Raw genomic sequence first — 17,245 nt, 5'->3', positions numbered from 1 at the left:
CGATGCGGATAGTTTTTATGGGAACACCTGATTTCTCGGTGCCGGTTCTTGAGGCGTTGGTCGAAGCCGGGCACGAAATTTTGGCGGTCTATTGCCAGCCCCCTCGTCCTGCAGGGCGTGGCAAAAAAGATCGGCCAAATCCGGTTCAAGCGCGGGCTGAAGAATTGGGCCTGAACGTCCGTCACCCAGTTTCGCTTAAATCACCTGCCGAGCAGTCCGCCTTTTCGGCGTTGAATGCTGATGTCGCCGTGGTAGTTGCTTATGGTCTTATCTTACCCCAAGCCATACTGGACGCGCCTGTGCACGGCTGTTTGAATATACATGCCAGTTTGCTACCGCGTTGGCGCGGGGCAGCGCCAATCCATCGCGCGATCATGTCCGGTGATGTGGAAACCGGTATCTGCATTATGCAGATGGACGCTGGACTGGATACTGGTCCGGTTCTATTGCGCGAGGCGACGGAAATAGGAATCGAAGAAACGACCGCCCAATTACACGACCGTTTGTCCGTTTTGGGGGCAAGGCTGATTGTCGATGCATTGCGCAAGTTGCCGGACCTAATTCCTGAGCCGCAGTCCAAAGTGGGCGTGACCTATGCTGCCAAGATCGACAAGGCCGAGGCACGGGTGGATTGGTTCTGCCCTGCTGTAGAAGTCGATCGCCAAATCCGCGGGTTGTCGTCCTTTCCCGGCGCTTGGACCGAGATCGACGGGGAACGAATCAAGCTGTTGGCTTCGCGTATGGCAGAAGGGCAAGGCGAGCCCGGCGAAGTTTTAAGCGAAAACCTTACCGTTGCCTGCGGTGAAGGAGCCATTGAATTGCTGCGCTTGCAACGGGCGGGCAAGGGGGCGCAGGATAGGGAAACCTTTTTGCGGGGCAGGCCAATCTCGGTCGGCAGTCGCTTTGCTGTGGAGTAACGCCACATGTTCATGATCATGATGGGTACTGTCGTTATTGCTGGAATCGTCGGCTATTTGTCCGAGGTGACAGGATTTACTCGAAATGGGTATTTACAATCGATCATAATCTGTATTGGCGGCGCATTTCTGTTTTACTTCGTTCGCATCATGTTCGGAATTAGTTTTGGCCCACCTGGTCTGGATGCAGTTTTATCGTCAATCGGTGCCTTGATTATCGTACCAACGCATTGGAGGAAGTGAGATGCCCGTAGTAGCTTTGATAATAATCGGTGCGGCTGCAGGTTTCCTCGCCACACGTCTAATGCGGATCGAAGCTGATATTCCCACAACTATGTTAATAGGCATCGTTGGTGCGTTGGTCGGAGGACTCCTGCTCCGAACCTTGGTCACCGTTATGGGGTGGTTGTCAGGATTTATAGGTGCTGTATTAGGTGCGCTTTTGGTGATCTGGATTTGGCAGAAATACCTGCGCCGCTGAGAAACACTTTCTTATTGGCCATGTTTTTCGGCACTAATGTATTGAGGTGCACGCCCGGATTTCCTGGTCAACTGATGGGCTTCGGCGTCGGTTATCCAATGCACCCCGTTTTACTTGAGATGAAGCAACTTTGAGCCAACTTAAATTCTAGTCGTCGCCTATTCAGTAAAAGCAATTGCTGTATCAAAGATGTGCAGTACCTCTCTCCGTCAGTTGGGTTACTTAGACTACAGATACTCTCCAGCAGTGAAAGTTTTCGCAGGCATCGGTTTGCAATTCACGGCGATTGCTATCTGAAAACGGATATGTCCAGCCGGATGCTACCAGAGCACTATTACGTGGAGACGTTGTTTCAACATCGAGGTTTTGTGAAGCGACGCTGTTACTGACCTCACATAATTCAATCAGATTAAGTAGGTTTGGATGAATGACGTTTTCGTTTATGTGCGTGGCGGGCGGCCTTTATAGACCGGCAACCGCCAACCAAACATCAGAGATCCAGCCCGGAGTGCCCAGCAAATCAGAGCGCACAGTCCAAGCGACGGAAGAATTTCAAGGCCAAGCCGCGTCGCGAAAACTGCGGTTAATGCGCCTGCAAACGCGCAGGATACGTATAGCTCACCCTGTTTCAGAACCAACGGAACTTCGTTGCACACAACATCCCGCATCAATCCACCGAGGCAACCTGTCGTAACGCCCATCAGAACAACAATCACCCCCGATTGCCCTAAGGACAGGGCAGCGCCGGTACCGGCCGCAGCAGCAATGGACAAGGCAAAACTATCCAACCAGATCAGCCAGTTGTAGCGACTTTCCATAAGGTGTGCTGTGAAGAATACCAAGATGGCAGCGGCGCATGCGATCAGAATGTAAGCTGGCTGATCGACCCAGAACACTGGGTGCCTATCCAGCAATAGGTCACGAACTGTACCGCCGCCCACAGCGGTCAGGCAGGCAATGAAGGCAAAGCCCACTAGGTCGAGTTGCGCGCGACTCGCCACCAGCGCTCCGGTCAACGCGAAGACCAGAACAGAGGCGTAATCCAGCAGAGCCAGCCCGCTCACGTTTTGGCCTTTTTTGGTTTGAACGGTGCCATGCCCGCGCGTGCCAGTTCGTCGGCACGCTCGTTTTCGGGGTGTCCCGCGTGTCCCTTAACCCATTTCCACGTAACGTTATGTCGTGTTTGGGCCTCGTCCAGCCTTTGCCACAAGTCGACGTTTCTAACCGGTTTTTTGTTTGAGGTTTTCCATCCGTTGCGCTTCCACCCGAAAATCCAACCGGTGACGCCGTTCTTTACGTAGGCGCTGTCTGTGACAATGGTAATCGTTGAGGGGCGGTCGAGTATTTCAAGTGCGCTTATCGCGGCCAGCAATTCCATTCGATTGTTGGTTGTTTCCGCCTCGCCGCCGTTCAATTCCCGCTCTCTGATTAAGGTTTCTCCATCTAATGCACGCAGCAAAACGCCCCAGCCGCCCGGTCCGGGATTACCTGAACACGCGCCATCTGTATAAGCAAAAAGATCAGGCATGCGTGGCCAGTCCGATCCAGTCAGATACCGATCCATCAAGCCCGGTACCGCTGCCAAGATAGCTCTCGATCACGGTAAAGCCTGCATCTTGGACAATTTGCTTCAATTCGTCTTCGCTGTAGTAGCAGTAGTATCGCCCCAACCTGTCCGGGCCATCCCCTTGGCCCAGCTTCATGGCAATATAAAACACGCCATTCGGTTTCAACGCCTTATGAATTGCTGCCAAGTGTCTTGGGAAATCGCGGCGATTGGCGTGCAAAAGGCTAAAATTGGCCCAGACGCCATGATATTTCTCTGTTGCATCGAGTTCACCGAACGCTGCCTGCTGCGCAACTACGCCGGGGTGCTTGGCTGCCAGTTTAACCATTTCCGTTGATGCATCGATGGCTTCAACCTTCAAACCTGACTGCGCCATAACCGCTGCCGACATCCCCGGACCACAGCCAATATCTAACACCGTGCCGCCTTGGGGGACGGATTGAATGAAACGGGTCAATTGCGGATCGGCGGAATTGTCCTCATCCGTCAACGCAGCGTAGCGGGCGGCCTGCGCGTTGTAGACGGAAATCGTATCTTGGTCGCTCATAGGTATACTCCGACAGACAAGCACAGAACCACGATCGCGGTTAAAAGGATGCGGAGCTTCATCCACCAGCGAGGGGCCAGCCCCCAATACCAAAACACCGCGTCCAGCAACAAAAGAGCGGCAAAGCCAACGATTAGGTTGATCGCGGCGCTGACTGGTCCGCCCCCTGTCGTGAAAAACGCCCAAAGCGCCGGAAGAACGGAAAGTACGTAACATGTGGTCGCCTTCCCGCCTGACGTCTTTGTGGCAAAGCCCCAAAGAATCCCCGACATAAAGCTGAGAATGACCGACCCGTAAAAAAGCTGCACATAAGGGCCTACAAAACGGGCGCCGAATGTTCGCGTGCCCCAGTCGTGTAGGTCTCCATTTATCAAGGTCAGGGCGCCCCAAATGAATGGAATCAACCCGGCCAGTCCTAATATCAACGGTGATTTGGGTATACCACTCACGCTGGTTGCCTCAGAACGCGCGGCACTTTGAATTCTACATTTTCGACAGCGGTTTCGACCAATTCCACGCTGAGATCGAACCTATCGCGGAAGGCGTCGATCACTTCGTTCACCAAAACTGCGGGCGCGGACGCGCCCGCAGTCACCGCGATGCTACTTATCCCTTCTAGAGCCCGCCAATCTATGTCTGTGGCGCGCTGAACCAACTGGGCGTAGTTGCATCCGGCGCGCGACGCAACTTCGACCAAACGGCGCGAGTTCGAGGAATTCGGTGCGCCGACGACCAAAAGCGCGTCGGATTTCGGTGCCACAGCTTTGACAGCCTCTTGCCGATTTGTCGTGGCATAGCAGATGTCTTCTTTGTGGGGACCAACAATCGCCGGAAACCGCGACTCCAGCGCGGCGATGATGTCCTTTGTGTCGTCAACCGACAGAGTGGTTTGCGTCACAAAGGCCAACTTTTCCGGATCGCGTACTTCCACATTGGCCACATCTTCGACCGTTTCGACCAGCAGCACTTCGCCTTCGGGCAACTGCCCCATTGTGCCAATTGTTTCAGGGTGCCCTTTGTGGCCGATCATGACCATTTGCAATCCCGCGTCCGAGTGTCGCTGCGCCTCGACATGAACTTTTGAAACCAGCGGGCAAGTTGCATCAACGAAGATCATCTGGCGCTGTGCTGCAGTTGCAGGAACTGATTTGGGAACGCCATGGGCGGAAAAAATCACAGGCCGATCATCGGGACATTCATCGAGTTCCTCAACAAACACCGCGCCTTTAGATTTCAGCCCGTCCACCACAAATTTGTTGTGGACAATTTCATGGCGTACATAGACCGGGGCGCCCCATTTCTGCAACGCCATTTCAACGATCTTGATGGCGCGATCGACCCCTGCGCAAAAACCACGCGGGGCAGCCAAGTATAGTGTTAGTTGCGGCTTGCTCATGGGTGTCTCCTTGAAAGGGACACGTAAGGCTTTTGCATCCATTGGTCCAGTGATCCCGAACCTGTCATTTCTTTGATACAGAAGACTGTTAACTAATCTGTATTTCAGAAGGTGATTATCGTTAATGAAATGCGGCCAGGTTCTCCCCGGAACCTGACCGCATCTTTTCTAAATTTTTAGCGAAAGCGACGGGCTTGTTTATTCCCCGTTTGCAGCCATCATACCGCGCGCTTCCTCGGGCTCTTCCCGAGGAGGTCGTCCAACGACATCGCGAAGGTCTTCCAGTTCGATAAAGTTGTCGGCTTGCCGGCGCAACTCGTCTGAGATCATGGGCGGTTGGCTGCGTATCGTCGAGACGACGGAAACCCGTACGCCCTGACGTTGCAGGCTAGCTATAAGCGGGCGGAAATCCCCGTCACCCGAAAACAGCACGATATGATCGACCCGCGGTGCCAGCTCCATGGCATCAACGGTCAATTCGATATCCATATTTCCTTTGACTTTCCGACGCCCCATACTGTCGGTGTATTCCTTGGCCGGTTTGGTGACCATTGTGAAGCCGTTGTAATGCAGCCAGTCAACCAACGGACGGATAGGAGAATACTCGTCGTTTTCCAGAAGCGCTGTGTAGTAGAAGGCTCTGAGGAGTTTACCTCTGCGCATGAATTCCTGACGCAGCAACTTGTAGTCTATGTCAAAACCCAGAGCTTTTGCGGCCGCATAAAGATTCGAGCCGTCGATGAACAGCGCTAGCCGTTCGTCCTTATAAAACATAAATAGTCCCTTTCGGTATAAGCCATCGCGCCGTGATATCCGTGAGTGTAAAAAATTTGGTCGGAGCGATGGTGTACCTAAAATAAATGTTCTGGCTTTTATCGCAAGTATGCTCTGGACTGAATATGGGGTAAAACATGCAAAAAACATGCTCAAAAGCGGTAATAGCGCTTGGTGCAAATCTCAAGTTGAGAGGAAATGGGCCAAGGGAAACCCTTGAACAGTCAATCATTGCTATGCGCGACTCGGGTTTGGTGATTCGGTCCCAGAGTCGCTTTTTTTCGACACCATGTTTTCCCGCGGGCGCTGGGCCAGACTATGTTAACGCCGCCATTTCGGTGGAAACAGATCTAACTCCGGACACGGTACTGGGGGTGTTACACGATATCGAAAGAGAGTTCGGGCGCGAGCGTTCTCTGCGATGGGGTATGCGTACATTGGACCTTGATTTGGTCAGCTGGGACGCTTTAGTGCTGCCCAACCAGAGTGAATACGATCATTGGAGGAATTTGCCTGCCTCAGCGCAGATTCAGCAAGTTCCGGAACGTCTTATCTTGCCGCATCCCCGTCTGCAGGACAGAGCATTTGTGTTGGTGCCGATGGCTGATGTTGACCCAGAATGGCACCATCCGGTGCTGGATAAAACGGTTCTTGATATGATTGCGGATCTTCCCGACGAAGATGTTGCAGCTATTGTACCTTTGTGAACCGAGAAATTAGGGCATTTCTCGCTTGTCAAGCCGGACAATCGGCCTTAGATAAACGTCTTCCTGCCACGGATTCAATTACGGAGAGCACCCCATGGCCCGCGTTACGGTTGAAGATTGTGTAGACAAGGTCCCGAACCGGTTCGAACTGGTTATGCTTGCCGCCCACAGAGCGCGCGAAATTTCCGCTGGTGCCTCGATCACCGTGGACCGCGACAACGACAAGAACCCCGTTGTTTCATTGCGTGAAATCGCTGACGAAACCCAAAGCGCGGACGAACTGCGTGAGAGGCTGATCGAAGCCAACCAGACCCAGATCGAGGTCGATGAGCCTGAAGAAGATCAGATGGCGCTTTTGATGGGGGCCGAATCGGACAAACCCGTTGATGATGACATGTCCGAAGAAAAGCTCCTGCGCGCTCTGATGGAGGCGCAGGGCCAGGGGTAAGCCCAAACTACGAAGGTGCGGACCGGATGATTTCTGCTGACGACCTGATTGCGCTGGTCCGCAACTACAACCCCAAAACTAACGCGGAACGCATCGCCCGGGCCTATGAGTTCGGTAAGCAGATGCATGATGGACAGTTTCGGCACTCAGGCGAGCCTTACTTCGTCCACCCGGTTGCCGTGGCTGCCATACTGACAGAGCAACGTCTGGATGATGCGACTATCATCACTGCTTTGCTGCACGACACAATCGAAGACACCAAGGCCAATTATGGTAAAGTAGCTGAGTTGTTTGGCGACGAAGTCGCCAAGCTGGTCGATGGCGTCACGAAGCTTACCAATCTGCAACTTTCTAGCCGAGAGACCAAGCAGGCTGAGAATTTTCGCAAGCTGTTTATGGCAATGTCCAAAGATTTGCGGGTAATTCTCGTAAAGCTTGCTGACCGTTTGCATAACATGCGCACGATCAGGGCGATGCGGCTTGAAAAACAGGTGGTTAAAGCCCGCGAGACGATGGATATCTATGCGCCGCTTGCTGGCCGCATGGGCATGCAATGGATGCGTGAAGAGTTGGAAGACTTGGCTTTTCGCGTTCTTAATCCAGAGGGCAGACAATCGATCATTCGCCGGTTCATTACGCTTCAAAGGGAAACTGGGGATGTGATCCACCGGATTACCGGTGACATGCGTCATGAGTTTGAAAAGTCTGGTATCGAGGCCGAGGTGTTCGGTCGAGCAAAAAAACCCTATTCGATCTGGCGCAAGATGCAGGAAAAGGATCAGGGTTTTTCGCGACTGTCTGATATATACGGGTTCCGTATTATCACTGGGTCGGAAGAAGACTGTTATCGGGCTCTCGGCGCGATCCATCAGCGATGGCGCGCGGTGCCGGGACGTTTCAAAGACTATATCAGTCAACCAAAGTCGAATGGCTATCGGTCCATTCACACCACAGTATCAGGCCGTGACGGAAAGCGGGTCGAAGTTCAGATACGTACCAGACAAATGCATGACGTCGCTGAAACGGGTGTTGCGGCACATTGGTCTTACCGGGACGGCGTGCGTTCAGAAAACCCTTTCGCCGTGGACCCTGCAAAGTGGATATCGAGCCTAACGGAGCAGTTTGACAGCGAAGAGGATCACCAAGATTTTCTCGAAGCGGTCAAGCTTGAGATGTATTCGGACCAAGTGTTCTGTTTCACCCCAAAAGGCGACGTCGTTAAATTACCGCGTGGAGCGACACCAATTGATTTCGCATATGCTATTCACACACGTATCGGCCATGCCTGCGTAGGGGCGAAAGTGGACGGCATTCGGGTGCCGCTGTGGACTCGTCTTAAAAACGGTCAGTCGGTGGATATCATCACTGCAGACGGTCAAACGCCGCAGGTCACATGGCTGGAAATTGCAGTTACCGGTAAAGCCCGTACCGCCATCCGTCGGGCCTTGCGAGAAGTTGACCGTAAACGCTTTATCAAACTGGGAAGGGAACTGGCACGTGCCGGTTTCGAAAACGTCGGTCGAAAAGCTACCGACAAGGCATTGGACACAGCTGCAAAGCATCTGCGTCTAAAAGACAGCAAAGAGCTGTTGGCTCGTTTGGGCAGCGCCGAGTTGACTGCGCATGAAGTGATAGAGGCCGTGTACCCGGAACTTGCAAAAGATGAAGGCGATGCGATTCCCTTGCGTCGCGCGGTGATCGGACTTGAGCCGGGGCAAGGATTTGAGCGGGCGTCGTGCTGCCAACCGCTGCCAGGTGAGCGTATCGTCGGTATTACCTACCGTGGCAAAGGTGTTGTAGTACACGCGATGGATTGCGATCGATTGTCTGAATTCGAAGAACAGCCTGAGCGATGGGTTGACTTGCACTGGCATTCCGGAACCCACCCCGCAGTCTATGGCGCTACTTTGGACCTAACAATAGGTAATGATGCCGGTGTGCTGGGTCGTATTTGCACATTGATCGGCGAGAAAAAGGCCAATATCTCGAACCTTGTATTTGTGGACCGCAAACCGGATTTTTACCGTTTGCAGATCAGTGTGGAGCTGCGCGATCTGGAACAGTTGCATTCTCTGATGCTGATGCTTGAAGCCGAAAGCGATGTCGCTGCGGTCGAACGGTATCGGGACAGGGCGAAAACGAAGATCGCGGCAAGCTGAGAAGGGGTGATCAGGAGTGGTATTCAAGCGCCGAGATCGACGCTCGCCTGTCCAGATCGCTTCGGAATTCGTCTATCCGCGTGGCGGATGGACCCGGGCCTTTCACTACGTGAAACACCGTGTGCGTCGGTTGCCAGACTCACCTGAGCGAATAGCGAGGGGAGTCGGGGCGGGGGTTTTTGCAGCGTTCACTCCATTTTATGGTCTCCACTTTGTAGTCGCTGCTATTTTGGCACGGTTGATCAACGGCAATATTCTGGCTGCTCTCAGCGGAACATTTTTTGGCAACCCATTAACCTATGTACCCATCGGTGTAATTTGTTTGCAGACGGGACATTTCATTTTGGGAACCAAATTTGATGAAGGGGCTACGCATGGGCTTATGGGCAAATTTGCAGATGCTCTTGGAGATTTAAAAAATAACATAATCGCTTTGTTCACCGATGACGTAGCGGATTGGCGAGGTCTGGAAATATTCTACCATGAGGTTTTCTTTCCCTACATGATAGGTGGGATAATTCCGGGAATTGTGGCTGGGGCTGTTTGTTCGTACCTCAGCCTTCCATTGATTAGGACCTACCAACAACGTCGTCGGGCCAAGATCAAAGCGAAATTCGAAGAAATCAAACGCTTGGCACAGGCCGAGACTGCCGCTCACCTGACGAACGCATTAGGGTCGGCCTCAGGGTTCAAGAAGGAATCGAATGATGTCTGAAAACTATTTGCGTCTGGGCGTGAATATCGACCATGTCGCGACCGTCCGTAATGCCCGGGGCGGAGATTATCCCGACCCCCTGCGCGCAGCCAAAATAGCACAAGAAGCTGGGGCTGACGGGATCACAGCGCATTTGCGAGAAGACCGCCGACATATCTCTGACGCCGATATCGACGGTTTAATGGAGGTTTTGTCCGTTCCGTTGAACTTCGAAATGGCAGCAACAGATGAGATGCAAAAGATTGCGCTGCGTCACAAACCGCATGCGGTTTGCATCGTGCCTGAAAAACGAGAGGAACGTACAACCGAGGGTGGGCTGGACGTCGCACGAGAAGAAAACAGGCTAGCCCACTTTATTGCGCCCTTGCGCGACGTAGGCTGCCGTGTGTCGATATTTATAGCCGCGGATCAACGCCAGATCGAAGCGGCCCATAGGATTGGGGCAGAAGTGATCGAGCTGCATACCGGCGCGTATTGCGACGCTTTCGCGGAAGGCCGGGAAGAAGAAGCAGCGCGTGAGTTGGCGTCGCTGCGTGACATGTCGACATTTGCCTATTCCTTGGGGCTGGAGGTACATGCAGGACACGGTTTGACATATGACACCGTTAAGCCTGTTGCTGCGTTCCCCGAGGTGCGTGAACTGAATATCGGGCACTTTTTGATTGGCGAATCTATTTTCCTTGGTCTGACACCAGCGATTGTGGAAATGCGTCGTTTGATGGACGAGGCTCGGAAATGATCACACCGACTTTCTTGGCTATCTGGTTGGCTTGGTTAATGGCAGGGGGTTCTCCGGGGCCAGCGACCATGGGTATCGCTGGAACAGCCATGAATGAGGGTCGCTCTGCTGGGTTGGCATTCGCTCTTGGTATTTGCGCGGGCTCGGCAGCTTGGGGCATCGCCGCAGCATTGGGTTTGTCTGCGATAATGCTTGCCAACGTATGGTTATTCGAAGCGATCCGCTATGTTGGGGTTGCATACTTGGGCTGGTTGGCTCTCAAAGCGTTACGTCGGGCTATGAGCAAAGATGACGTGGCGATGGGCAATCCGGTTACCGGTTCGTATGGCACCATCTTCGCCAAAGGAGCGGCTATTCACCTGACTAACCCCAAGGCGATCCTTAGCTGGGGTTCGATCTATGCTATCGCTGCCCCGAACGAAGCCAGCCTATTGATGTTGCTCGGATATTTCGGTTTGCTCTATGCGGGATCGCTTTTGATATTCATTGGATACGCCTTCCTGTTTTCGTCCGAGCACATGGTTCTTGCCTATCGCCGCGCCCGCCGTTGGTTTGACTTCGCCTTCGCCGGGTTCTTTGGTGTTGCAAGCTATAAGATATTGACGGTGCGGCTGACGTAGGCAGCTTAGCTCATGAGACATTTTCTCAAAACGAGGTGACGGTGTGAAAGCTATTACATATCGCGAATTTGGGCCTGCTGCAGATGTGTTGGAGGTGACCGATATGCCGGTCCCTTCACCCGGCCCCGGAGAAGTTCTGGTACGCGTCAAGGCGTCAGGGATTAACCCCTCAGATGTAAAGCTGCGCGGCGGAGCACGGCCCGGCGCGGCTATGCAGTACGCGGTCGTTATTCCTCATTCCGATGGCGCCGGGGTGATCGAAGCTGTTGGGGCAGGAGTTGATGCCGCAAGGATCGGTGAGCGTGTTTGGATCTGGAACGCACACTGGCAACGCGCTTTCGGAACAGGGGCGGAATATGTGGCCTTGCCGTCAGAGCAAGCTGTGTTTCTGCCGGACACAACCAGCTTTGCTGAAGGCGCGTGTTTCGGAATTCCCGCTATGACAGCTTGGTATGCGTTATATTGTGACGGGTCGATTGCTGACAAAACTGTTTTGGTCACAGGTGGTGCAGGGTCTGTGGGCCGATACGCCTGTCAAATGGCTACGCTGGGTGGGGCCAGGGTCATTACCACCGTTAGCTCTGAAGAAAAGGCAGCCCATTCCGGGGCGGCTGAATGGATCAACTATCGCACACAGGACGTCACCGAAGCAGTTTTTGACCTTACAGGCGGAGAAGGTGTGGATCGCATAATCGAGGTGGATTTTGCGGCTAATCAGGAAGCGTCACTTTCTTTGATCCGCCCCGGTGGAACCATCGCAAGCTATGCTTCCGCTTCGCGTATGCGGCCCGAGTTGGATTTCTACGGGTTCATGTTCAAAAACATCCGCCTACATATGCTTATCGTATATCAACTCGATGCCTCGGCGCGTCGGCGAGGGGAGGACCAACTTAGCCAGTGGTTAGAGCAAAGGGCATTGGGTCACGCCGTCGTTTTGGGAGGGCACCTGACAGACGCGGCCAAAGCCCATGTTCAGGTCGAAACCGGGGAAAAACTCGGCACCGTCGTGTTGGAGGTTTGACTTGATCCTGGGCGTCGGCACAGACCTAGCGAACATTGACCGCATTCAGGGTACGCTTGACCGGTTCGGCGACCGGTTTCGCAACCGTGTCTTTACTGAGATCGAACAGCGCAAAGCGGAATATCGACACGATACCGCTGGTACCTATGCCAAACGCTGGGCGGCGAAAGAGGCATGTTCCAAGGCGCTTGGAACTGGCTTGCGCATGGGGATTGCATGGAAAGACATGGCGGTAACCAATTTGCGCACAGGTCAACCGGTTATGCACGTCACTGGTTGGGCTGCCGAGCGCCTGAAGGAAATGACTCCAGAAGGGTACGAGGCAATCATACATGTAACTCTTACCGACGATCATCCCTGGGCACAGGCTTTTGTGGTGATCGAAGCTCGCCGCGTTCAAGAAGCGGTTGCGCAGCCTTGACTTGCCAAGACCCGCCCCGCATGTAGCACTCCAACCACTTAAGGACCGGAGAGAGCAGTATGGCCGAGGAAGCCAAATCAGGAAGCGCCGTTTGGGAGACGATCAAAACAATCGTCTACGCCTTGTTGATAGCAGGCGTGTTTCGCACGTTGTTCTTTCAGCCGTTCTGGATTCCGTCGGGATCGATGAAACCGACACTGCTGATTGGTGATTTCCTGTTCGTCAACAAAATGGCCTATGGCTATTCTTATGCGTCCTGCCCAAGCCTTATCATCCCAAGTGTCGGATTGAACATCGACGCAGAAGATATCTGTGGTTGGATGCAAGGGGATGACAATACCCGGATTTGGGGTGGGGAACCTGAACGCGGAGACGTTATAGTCTTCCGCCACCCGGTCACTGGCCGCGACTATATCAAGCGGCTGATCGGTTTGCCCGGTGATCGTATTCAGGTGCGTGATGGGACCGTGACTTTAAATGGGACACCATTACTGCAGGAACCAGATGGCGTATTTACCGAAACAGCAGAGCCGCAAGGACCGCAAGGCCTTCGACCAAGGTGTGAAAACGGGCCGGTTGGTGTTGGCGGTGTCTGTGAAAAGTCACGCGCGATTGAAACCTTGCCAAATGGTGTTTCGTACGAAGTGCTGAATATTGGCAATCAGGGTTCGGACAACACAGGTGTGTACGTAGTACCGGAAGGGCATTACTTCTTTATGGGTGATAACCGTGACAATTCCGCTGACAGCCGTTTGCCGCAGTCAGTCGGCGGCGTCGGATATGTACCTTACGACAACCTTATCGGCCGTGCGGACCGGATCATGTTCTCATCTGCGGGGCGTTCGATGTTGTTTTTCTGGACTTGGCGCGGCGATCGGTTCTTTAAGGCGGTCAATTGAGTGTTTCGACCGAGATAAAAGCCTTCCAGAAGAGGTTGGGCTACGAGTTCAGCAACCCAAAGCTTTTGATCCGCGCATTGACCCATGGGTCAGTTTCGTCTCCTACGCGACCGGACAACCAGCGTTTGGAATTTCTGGGCGACCGTGTGCTTGGGCTTGTAATGGCTTCGGCATTGCTTGAGGCGGACCAAAAGGCCACCGAAGGACAACTGGCTCCTCGATTTAACGCGTTGGTGAGGAAAGAAGCGTGTGCAGAAGTGGCGCGGCAGATTGATTTGGGTGCTGTTCTGAAACTGGGACGGTCAGAGATGTTGTCAGGTGGACGCCGCAAACAAGCACTGCTGGGGGATGCAATGGAAGCAGTCATTGCCGCCATCTATCGTGATGCAGGGTTTGAAGCCTCGCGCGACGTCATTTTGCGCCTTTGGGGCGACCGGATTCGTAATGTCGAATCCGATGCGCGTGACGCCAAAACAGCGCTGCAGGAGTGGGCTCAGGCCCGTGGACAAAATCCGCCGTCTTATGTCGAAATTTCGCGTAGCGGACCGGACCATTCTCCCCTCTTTACTATTGCGGCGCGTCTGCAAGATGGAACCGAGGCGCAAGCAACGGCAGGATCAAAACGACTTGCCGAGCAAGCGGCCGCTAAAGCGATGCTGACAACCCTGACGAAGTAAACTAAGTGCGACGGCACTCAACTTGATAAATGAACTCGGGCGGCCGTATCAAGATTTGGCAGACGTAAGATGCCTCGCCAAAAGGTGGCAATGGGCCAAACCTATACTTTTCCAAAACCCTCTAGCCCGTATCGGCTTTCTGGGATAGGGATGCGCCCTGCAAACTGGATCGCATATCATATGACCAAACACACCGGATTTATAGCACTAATCGGAGAGCCTAACGCGGGCAAATCCACTTTGTTGAACCGCATGGTTGGGGCCAAGGTTTCGATTGTGACTCACAAAGTGCAGACCACGCGGGCTCGAATCCGTGGCGTCGCAATAGAAGGCGATGCACAGCTGATATTTGTGGATACTCCCGGACTTTTCAAACCGCGCCGCCGGCTTGACCGGGCGATGGTTGCAGCGGCTTGGGGCGGGGCGGCTGATGCTGATATCGTGGTCCTGATGGTCGAAGCCCACCGCGGGATCACTGAAGGGGTTGAACATATACTCGATGGCCTCGAGGAGATCGGGCAAAACCGCAAGGTTGCCCTGGCAATCAACAAGATCGACAAAGTGCCGTCGGAGAAGCTATTGGCGCTGACATCTGACCTGAACGCACGTTATCCATTTTCCGAAACTTTCATGATTTCGGCGGAACGCGGTCACGGTGTGGATGATCTACGCAAGTGGCTGGCATCTCAGCTGCCAGAGGGTCCATGGCTCTATCCCGAAGATCAAATCGCTGATCTGCCTTTGCGCATGATTGCGTCGGAAATGACGCGTGAGAAATTGACCCTGCGCCTGCATCAGGAACTGCCCTATCAACTAACCGTTGAAACTGAGAACTGGGAAGAACGCAAGGACGGGTCAGCCAAAATTGATCAGGTCATTTATGTAATGCGGGACGGCCACAAAGGCATTGTGCTTGGTAAAAAGGGTGAGACGATAAAGGCGGTAAGCCAAGCGGCTCGTGCAGAGTTAGAAGAATTTCTAGACCGCAAAATCCACCTGTTCCTGCAGGTCAAAGTCCGTCCTAACTGGTTAGAGGAATCCGAGCGTTATTCGGAGATGGGACTGGACTTCAAAGACGGTAACGCATGACCCGACTGACGGCGGAATTCTGGGTTCACGCCTACCTGGCGCGTTTGCGGTTTCAAGAAATTCCTGCCTTTGTGGTTGCCCACGGCGACGACACAGCTGGTGCGGTTTTGGTCAAGTTGAATACTCTGGATGGTCAAGCCACGGCATTTCAACGCAGCTTTGACCTGATGAGCGGTGAACGCAAATGGATCGAGTTGTCCAACGGTCCCGAGAAGGACGTAGATCAGGCAATTCAACGCCAACGTAGTTTTGACCCCGACCTTTGGGTGATCGAAGTCGAAGATCGGCAGGGGCGACACATGTTGGGGGAAGAGGGGCTGGATTAGTTCCAGGTTGCCAGTCGTCTGCGATTTGGAGCAATAAATTCGAAACTCTTCAAGTCCTACGGCAAAGTTTTGGTGCATTGAAACCAATCTGTTTATTTTAAACGATAGATCGCATTGCGTCCGAATTTCGCATCCAACTCGTAACCTGTATTAGTAAGCAATTTGCCAAGGTCTGATTTCCAGGCCTTGTTGTGCTCGACCTCAAACAAAACGGATTTTGGCAGTTGTGCAATCGGCATATCGGACAACAATGGCGCCAAGACACGATCTTCGTGGCCTTCGACATCGACTTTTATGAAATCAATTGGCGTTTGTTTATCTGGAGGCAAAAAGTCACTTAATTTTCGAACTTGGACGCGAGTAGGTGTAGCGCCTTTTTTGGGTTTACTTAAGCTAGCCTCGCCCAAATTTGTGTCGACTGGAACGTAAAGGTCCAACTCGCCCGCGCCGTCAGAAATGGCGCAAGGATGAACCTGAATGCTGTCGAAGCCGTTCAACGCAATATTCTTTTCTAGTCTGGCGCGCATGGTTGGATTTGGTTCGAACGCATGGATGGCAGAACCAGGCACAGCAATAGCAGCGATTCTAAGGCTATAAACCCCTGCATTGGCACCAACATCATAGGCGGTAATCGGGCGATCCGGCAGACCGTTCAAAACGTGGTTTAACGCACGTTCTTCCATCGTTTTCCCTTTTTGCCAAATCAGAAACTCGGTATGATTGTCAGACGGATGGACCTCCATTCGGCAACCTTTGTAGTCAACTTCGGTAGGACGTAGGTTGCGTCGAATTAACCGCTTAATTTTCTTCGGAGTCGTCGGATCGTTGCAAATCTGTCGAAGAAGATCGTGGGGCCATTCCATAAAGTCGTGTCTCGTACCTGCAGAAAACGTTTCCTGGAGAACCTAATATCATTTGGGCTGCTTACTGAAACCAGATTATTCGCTCAATTGATCGACGGCGGCATTCATATCTACGGCCATCACAAAAAACCTTGCTGTAGATTTGTGGTTGCCAGCAACCTACGGACTAGATTTCTGCGAAATGTTGCCATCAAAACTTGGTCTGGCTACACGAACCAAGTACCTTAACAGAGAGTTTCTTTAGCCAGGGCCGCATAAAGAAAAAATACACAGCGAGTAAGGGAGGACCGCTTTTGTTGCATTCAATTGGTCAGAAGTTCATCAAATCCGACCTTGGTCGGGTTATGAAGCATTTTGAGGGATTCATGGTGTTCGTCGGCGTCGTTGGACCCTTTGCAACACTTCCACAGCTGGCGAAGCTTTATTTCACCCATTCACAGCATGCGCCCGGTCAATCACTGGTTACGTGGTCGCTGTATGCGGCATTGTCGGTTCTTTGGTTCGTCTATGGTCTGATGGTCAATAAACTGCCGATTTATGTAGGCAATGGCATTTCAATGGTACTCAATGCGCTCATGGTTGTTGGTATCCTTCTGCACGCAGGTGTTACGTTCTAAACATGATCTAAGCCGTCCGACTTGCGGCGTTGAACGCTTTGCGGTTTTCTAGATCAGTAAGAACCACCCCAGCAGAATAGGACAGGACTTGGACTGGCGCGATCACGGTATACTTCTGACCTCACGCCGCCACGGCGAAACGTCTGCGATCATCGAAGTCTTTACCGAGTCTCATGGCAGACACGCAGGCGTCGTCCGTGGTGGTACAAGTCGAAAAATTGCACCTGTTCTGCAGCCAGGAGCTCAATTGGATCTGTTGTGG

General features: G+C 53.0%; 24 protein-coding genes. 17 read left to right on the top strand and 7 right to left on the bottom strand.

The features are described from left to right. The first annotated feature begins 2 nt into the window (after positions 1–2). The 3 genes from fmt to AC2FNV_RS16365 are packed head-to-tail and all read left to right on the top strand — an operon-like array spanning position 3 to position 1,398. Positions 3–917 carry a methionyl-tRNA formyltransferase gene (gene fmt / locus AC2FNV_RS16375; RefSeq protein WP_170608422.1) on the top strand — a complete coding sequence of 305 codons (915 nt, stop codon included), beginning with the start codon at positions 3–5 and terminating at the stop codon, positions 915–917. Between the two features lie 6 nt (positions 918–923). Further along, positions 924–1,160, top strand: coding sequence for a hypothetical protein (locus AC2FNV_RS16370; protein ID WP_170476854.1), 237 nt, complete (start codon positions 924–926; stop codon positions 1,158–1,160). A 1-nt stretch (position 1,161) separates the two neighbouring features. Then, complete coding sequence (locus AC2FNV_RS16365; RefSeq protein ID WP_170476856.1) at positions 1,162–1,398, top strand: GlsB/YeaQ/YmgE family stress response membrane protein; 237 nt, start codon at positions 1,162–1,164, stop codon at positions 1,396–1,398. A 440-nt stretch (positions 1,399–1,838) separates the two neighbouring features. Here AC2FNV_RS16365 and AC2FNV_RS16360 read toward each other — a convergent pair whose 3' ends face one another. The 6 genes from AC2FNV_RS16360 to AC2FNV_RS16335 form a co-directional block, all read right to left on the bottom strand. Further along, positions 1,839–2,462, bottom strand: coding sequence for a trimeric intracellular cation channel family protein (locus AC2FNV_RS16360; RefSeq protein WP_170608418.1), 624 nt, complete (start codon positions 2,460–2,462; stop codon positions 1,839–1,841). Next, positions 2,459–2,926, bottom strand: coding sequence for a ribonuclease HI (rnhA, locus tag AC2FNV_RS16355; RefSeq protein ID WP_170476860.1), 468 nt, complete (start codon positions 2,924–2,926; stop codon positions 2,459–2,461). Before rnhA ends, AC2FNV_RS16360 begins: the two co-directional genes overlap by 4 nt. Further along, positions 2,919–3,512, bottom strand: coding sequence for a class I SAM-dependent DNA methyltransferase (locus AC2FNV_RS16350; RefSeq protein WP_170608416.1), 594 nt, complete (start codon positions 3,510–3,512; stop codon positions 2,919–2,921). Before AC2FNV_RS16350 ends, rnhA begins: the two co-directional genes overlap by 8 nt. Further along, positions 3,509–3,961, bottom strand: coding sequence for a DUF3429 domain-containing protein (locus AC2FNV_RS16345; protein ID WP_170476864.1), 453 nt, complete (start codon positions 3,959–3,961; stop codon positions 3,509–3,511). Before AC2FNV_RS16345 ends, AC2FNV_RS16350 begins: the two co-directional genes overlap by 4 nt. After that, on the bottom strand, positions 3,958–4,908 hold the full coding sequence (gene ispH, locus AC2FNV_RS16340; protein ID WP_170608414.1) for a 4-hydroxy-3-methylbut-2-enyl diphosphate reductase: 951 nt from the start codon (positions 4,906–4,908) through the stop codon (positions 3,958–3,960). Before ispH ends, AC2FNV_RS16345 begins: the two co-directional genes overlap by 4 nt. Before the next feature lie 198 nt (positions 4,909–5,106). Continuing rightward, a complete protein-coding gene (locus AC2FNV_RS16335) occupies positions 5,107–5,682 on the bottom strand; it encodes a LabA-like NYN domain-containing protein (RefSeq protein ID WP_170608412.1) in 576 nt (191 codons plus the stop codon). Positions 5,683–5,819: 137 nt separating this feature from the next. Between AC2FNV_RS16335 and folK the strand changes: the two genes are divergently transcribed. From folK to AC2FNV_RS16275, 12 genes are all read left to right on the top strand, one after another. Then, the gene (gene folK, locus AC2FNV_RS16330) at positions 5,820–6,389 is read left to right on the top strand and encodes a 2-amino-4-hydroxy-6-hydroxymethyldihydropteridine diphosphokinase (RefSeq protein WP_170608410.1); all 570 of its coding nucleotides are present in this window, start codon (positions 5,820–5,822) and stop codon (positions 6,387–6,389) included. A gap of 94 nt (positions 6,390–6,483) precedes the next feature. Next, positions 6,484–6,837, top strand: coding sequence for a DNA-directed RNA polymerase subunit omega (gene rpoZ / locus AC2FNV_RS16325; protein WP_170476872.1), 354 nt, complete (start codon positions 6,484–6,486; stop codon positions 6,835–6,837). A gap of 26 nt (positions 6,838–6,863) precedes the next feature. Continuing rightward, positions 6,864–8,996 carry a RelA/SpoT family protein gene (locus AC2FNV_RS16320; RefSeq protein ID WP_170608408.1) on the top strand — a complete coding sequence of 711 codons (2,133 nt, stop codon included), beginning with the start codon at positions 6,864–6,866 and terminating at the stop codon, positions 8,994–8,996. 16 nt (positions 8,997–9,012) lie between these two features. Next, positions 9,013–9,711, top strand: coding sequence for a DUF2062 domain-containing protein (locus AC2FNV_RS16315; protein ID WP_170476876.1), 699 nt, complete (start codon positions 9,013–9,015; stop codon positions 9,709–9,711). Further along, entirely contained in the window at positions 9,704–10,450 is a 747-nt protein-coding gene (locus AC2FNV_RS16310) for a pyridoxine 5'-phosphate synthase (protein WP_170608406.1), read from the top strand. The genes AC2FNV_RS16315 and AC2FNV_RS16310 overlap by 8 nt, the downstream gene beginning before the upstream one ends. Continuing rightward, positions 10,447–11,070 (top strand): LysE family translocator, encoded by a 624-nt coding sequence (locus AC2FNV_RS16305; RefSeq protein WP_170608404.1) that lies wholly within the window; start codon positions 10,447–10,449, stop codon positions 11,068–11,070. Before AC2FNV_RS16310 ends, AC2FNV_RS16305 begins: the two co-directional genes overlap by 4 nt. Before the next feature lie 43 nt (positions 11,071–11,113). Continuing rightward, positions 11,114–12,091: an NADPH:quinone reductase gene (locus AC2FNV_RS16300; RefSeq protein WP_170608402.1), complete on the top strand. Its 978-nt coding sequence runs from the start codon at positions 11,114–11,116 to the stop codon at positions 12,089–12,091. A 1-nt stretch (position 12,092) separates the two neighbouring features. Continuing rightward, positions 12,093–12,512, top strand: coding sequence for a holo-ACP synthase (acpS, locus tag AC2FNV_RS16295; protein ID WP_170476884.1), 420 nt, complete (start codon positions 12,093–12,095; stop codon positions 12,510–12,512). A gap of 59 nt (positions 12,513–12,571) precedes the next feature. Further along, the gene (gene lepB, locus AC2FNV_RS16290) at positions 12,572–13,411 is read left to right on the top strand and encodes a signal peptidase I (protein ID WP_170608400.1); all 840 of its coding nucleotides are present in this window, start codon (positions 12,572–12,574) and stop codon (positions 13,409–13,411) included. Next, positions 13,408–14,088 (top strand): ribonuclease III, encoded by a 681-nt coding sequence (gene rnc, locus AC2FNV_RS16285; protein WP_170476888.1) that lies wholly within the window; start codon positions 13,408–13,410, stop codon positions 14,086–14,088. The genes lepB and rnc overlap by 4 nt, the downstream gene beginning before the upstream one ends. A gap of 180 nt (positions 14,089–14,268) precedes the next feature. Then, positions 14,269–15,177 (top strand): GTPase Era, encoded by a 909-nt coding sequence (gene era / locus AC2FNV_RS16280; protein ID WP_496773908.1) that lies wholly within the window; start codon positions 14,269–14,271, stop codon positions 15,175–15,177. Further along, entirely contained in the window at positions 15,174–15,503 is a 330-nt protein-coding gene (locus AC2FNV_RS16275; RefSeq protein WP_170476889.1) for a DUF1491 family protein, read from the top strand. Before era ends, AC2FNV_RS16275 begins: the two co-directional genes overlap by 4 nt. A 92-nt stretch (positions 15,504–15,595) precedes the next feature. Here the strand turns inward: AC2FNV_RS16275 and AC2FNV_RS16270 are convergent, their stop codons facing one another. After that, positions 15,596–16,246, bottom strand: coding sequence for an FkbM family methyltransferase (locus AC2FNV_RS16270; protein ID WP_170608398.1), 651 nt, complete (start codon positions 16,244–16,246; stop codon positions 15,596–15,598). A gap of 413 nt (positions 16,247–16,659) precedes the next feature. Here AC2FNV_RS16270 and AC2FNV_RS16265 point away from each other — a divergent pair, with 413 nt between their 5' ends. Beyond that, on the top strand, positions 16,660–16,983 hold the full coding sequence (locus AC2FNV_RS16265; protein WP_170608396.1) for a SemiSWEET transporter: 324 nt from the start codon (positions 16,660–16,662) through the stop codon (positions 16,981–16,983). Between the two features lie 88 nt (positions 16,984–17,071). Next, positions 17,072–17,245: DNA repair protein RecO (recO, locus tag AC2FNV_RS16260; protein ID WP_496773907.1), on the top strand; the 174-nt coding region annotated here is incomplete at its 3' end.

Source organism: Ruegeria sp. BHSA163 (assembly GCF_059613365.1).
Note: the sequence above shows the minus strand (reverse complement) of the source record. Positions and strands in the feature narration are given on the sequence as shown.

What these genes read in the sequence shown, in the direction of transcription:
- fmt (WP_170608422.1), top strand. Translation starts at nt 3, where the DNA reads ATGCGGATAGTTTTTATGGGAACACCTGATTTCTCGGTGCCGGTTCTT.
- AC2FNV_RS16370 (WP_170476854.1), top strand. Translation starts at nt 924, where the DNA reads ATGTTCATGATCATGATGGGTACTGTCGTTATTGCTGGAATCGTCGGC.
- AC2FNV_RS16365 (WP_170476856.1), top strand. Translation starts at nt 1,162, where the DNA reads ATGCCCGTAGTAGCTTTGATAATAATCGGTGCGGCTGCAGGTTTCCTC.
- rnhA (WP_170476860.1), bottom strand. Translation starts at nt 2,926, where the DNA reads ATGCCTGATCTTTTTGCTTATACAGATGGCGCGTGTTCAGGTAATCCC.
- AC2FNV_RS16350 (WP_170608416.1), bottom strand. Translation starts at nt 3,512, where the DNA reads ATGAGCGACCAAGATACGATTTCCGTCTACAACGCGCAGGCCGCCCGC.
- ispH (WP_170608414.1), bottom strand. Translation starts at nt 4,908, where the DNA reads ATGAGCAAGCCGCAACTAACACTATACTTGGCTGCCCCGCGTGGTTTT.
- AC2FNV_RS16335 (WP_170608412.1), bottom strand. Translation starts at nt 5,682, where the DNA reads ATGTTTTATAAGGACGAACGGCTAGCGCTGTTCATCGACGGCTCGAAT.
- folK (WP_170608410.1), top strand. Translation starts at nt 5,820, where the DNA reads ATGCAAAAAACATGCTCAAAAGCGGTAATAGCGCTTGGTGCAAATCTC.
- rpoZ (WP_170476872.1), top strand. Translation starts at nt 6,484, where the DNA reads ATGGCCCGCGTTACGGTTGAAGATTGTGTAGACAAGGTCCCGAACCGG.
- AC2FNV_RS16320 (WP_170608408.1), top strand. Translation starts at nt 6,864, where the DNA reads ATGATTTCTGCTGACGACCTGATTGCGCTGGTCCGCAACTACAACCCC.
- AC2FNV_RS16310 (WP_170608406.1), top strand. Translation starts at nt 9,704, where the DNA reads ATGTCTGAAAACTATTTGCGTCTGGGCGTGAATATCGACCATGTCGCG.
- AC2FNV_RS16305 (WP_170608404.1), top strand. Translation starts at nt 10,447, where the DNA reads ATGATCACACCGACTTTCTTGGCTATCTGGTTGGCTTGGTTAATGGCA.
- lepB (WP_170608400.1), top strand. Translation starts at nt 12,572, where the DNA reads ATGGCCGAGGAAGCCAAATCAGGAAGCGCCGTTTGGGAGACGATCAAA.
- era (WP_496773908.1), top strand. Translation starts at nt 14,269, where the DNA reads ATGACCAAACACACCGGATTTATAGCACTAATCGGAGAGCCTAACGCG.
- AC2FNV_RS16275 (WP_170476889.1), top strand. Translation starts at nt 15,174, where the DNA reads ATGACCCGACTGACGGCGGAATTCTGGGTTCACGCCTACCTGGCGCGT.
- AC2FNV_RS16270 (WP_170608398.1), bottom strand. Translation starts at nt 16,246, where the DNA reads ATGGAGGTCCATCCGTCTGACAATCATACCGAGTTTCTGATTTGGCAA.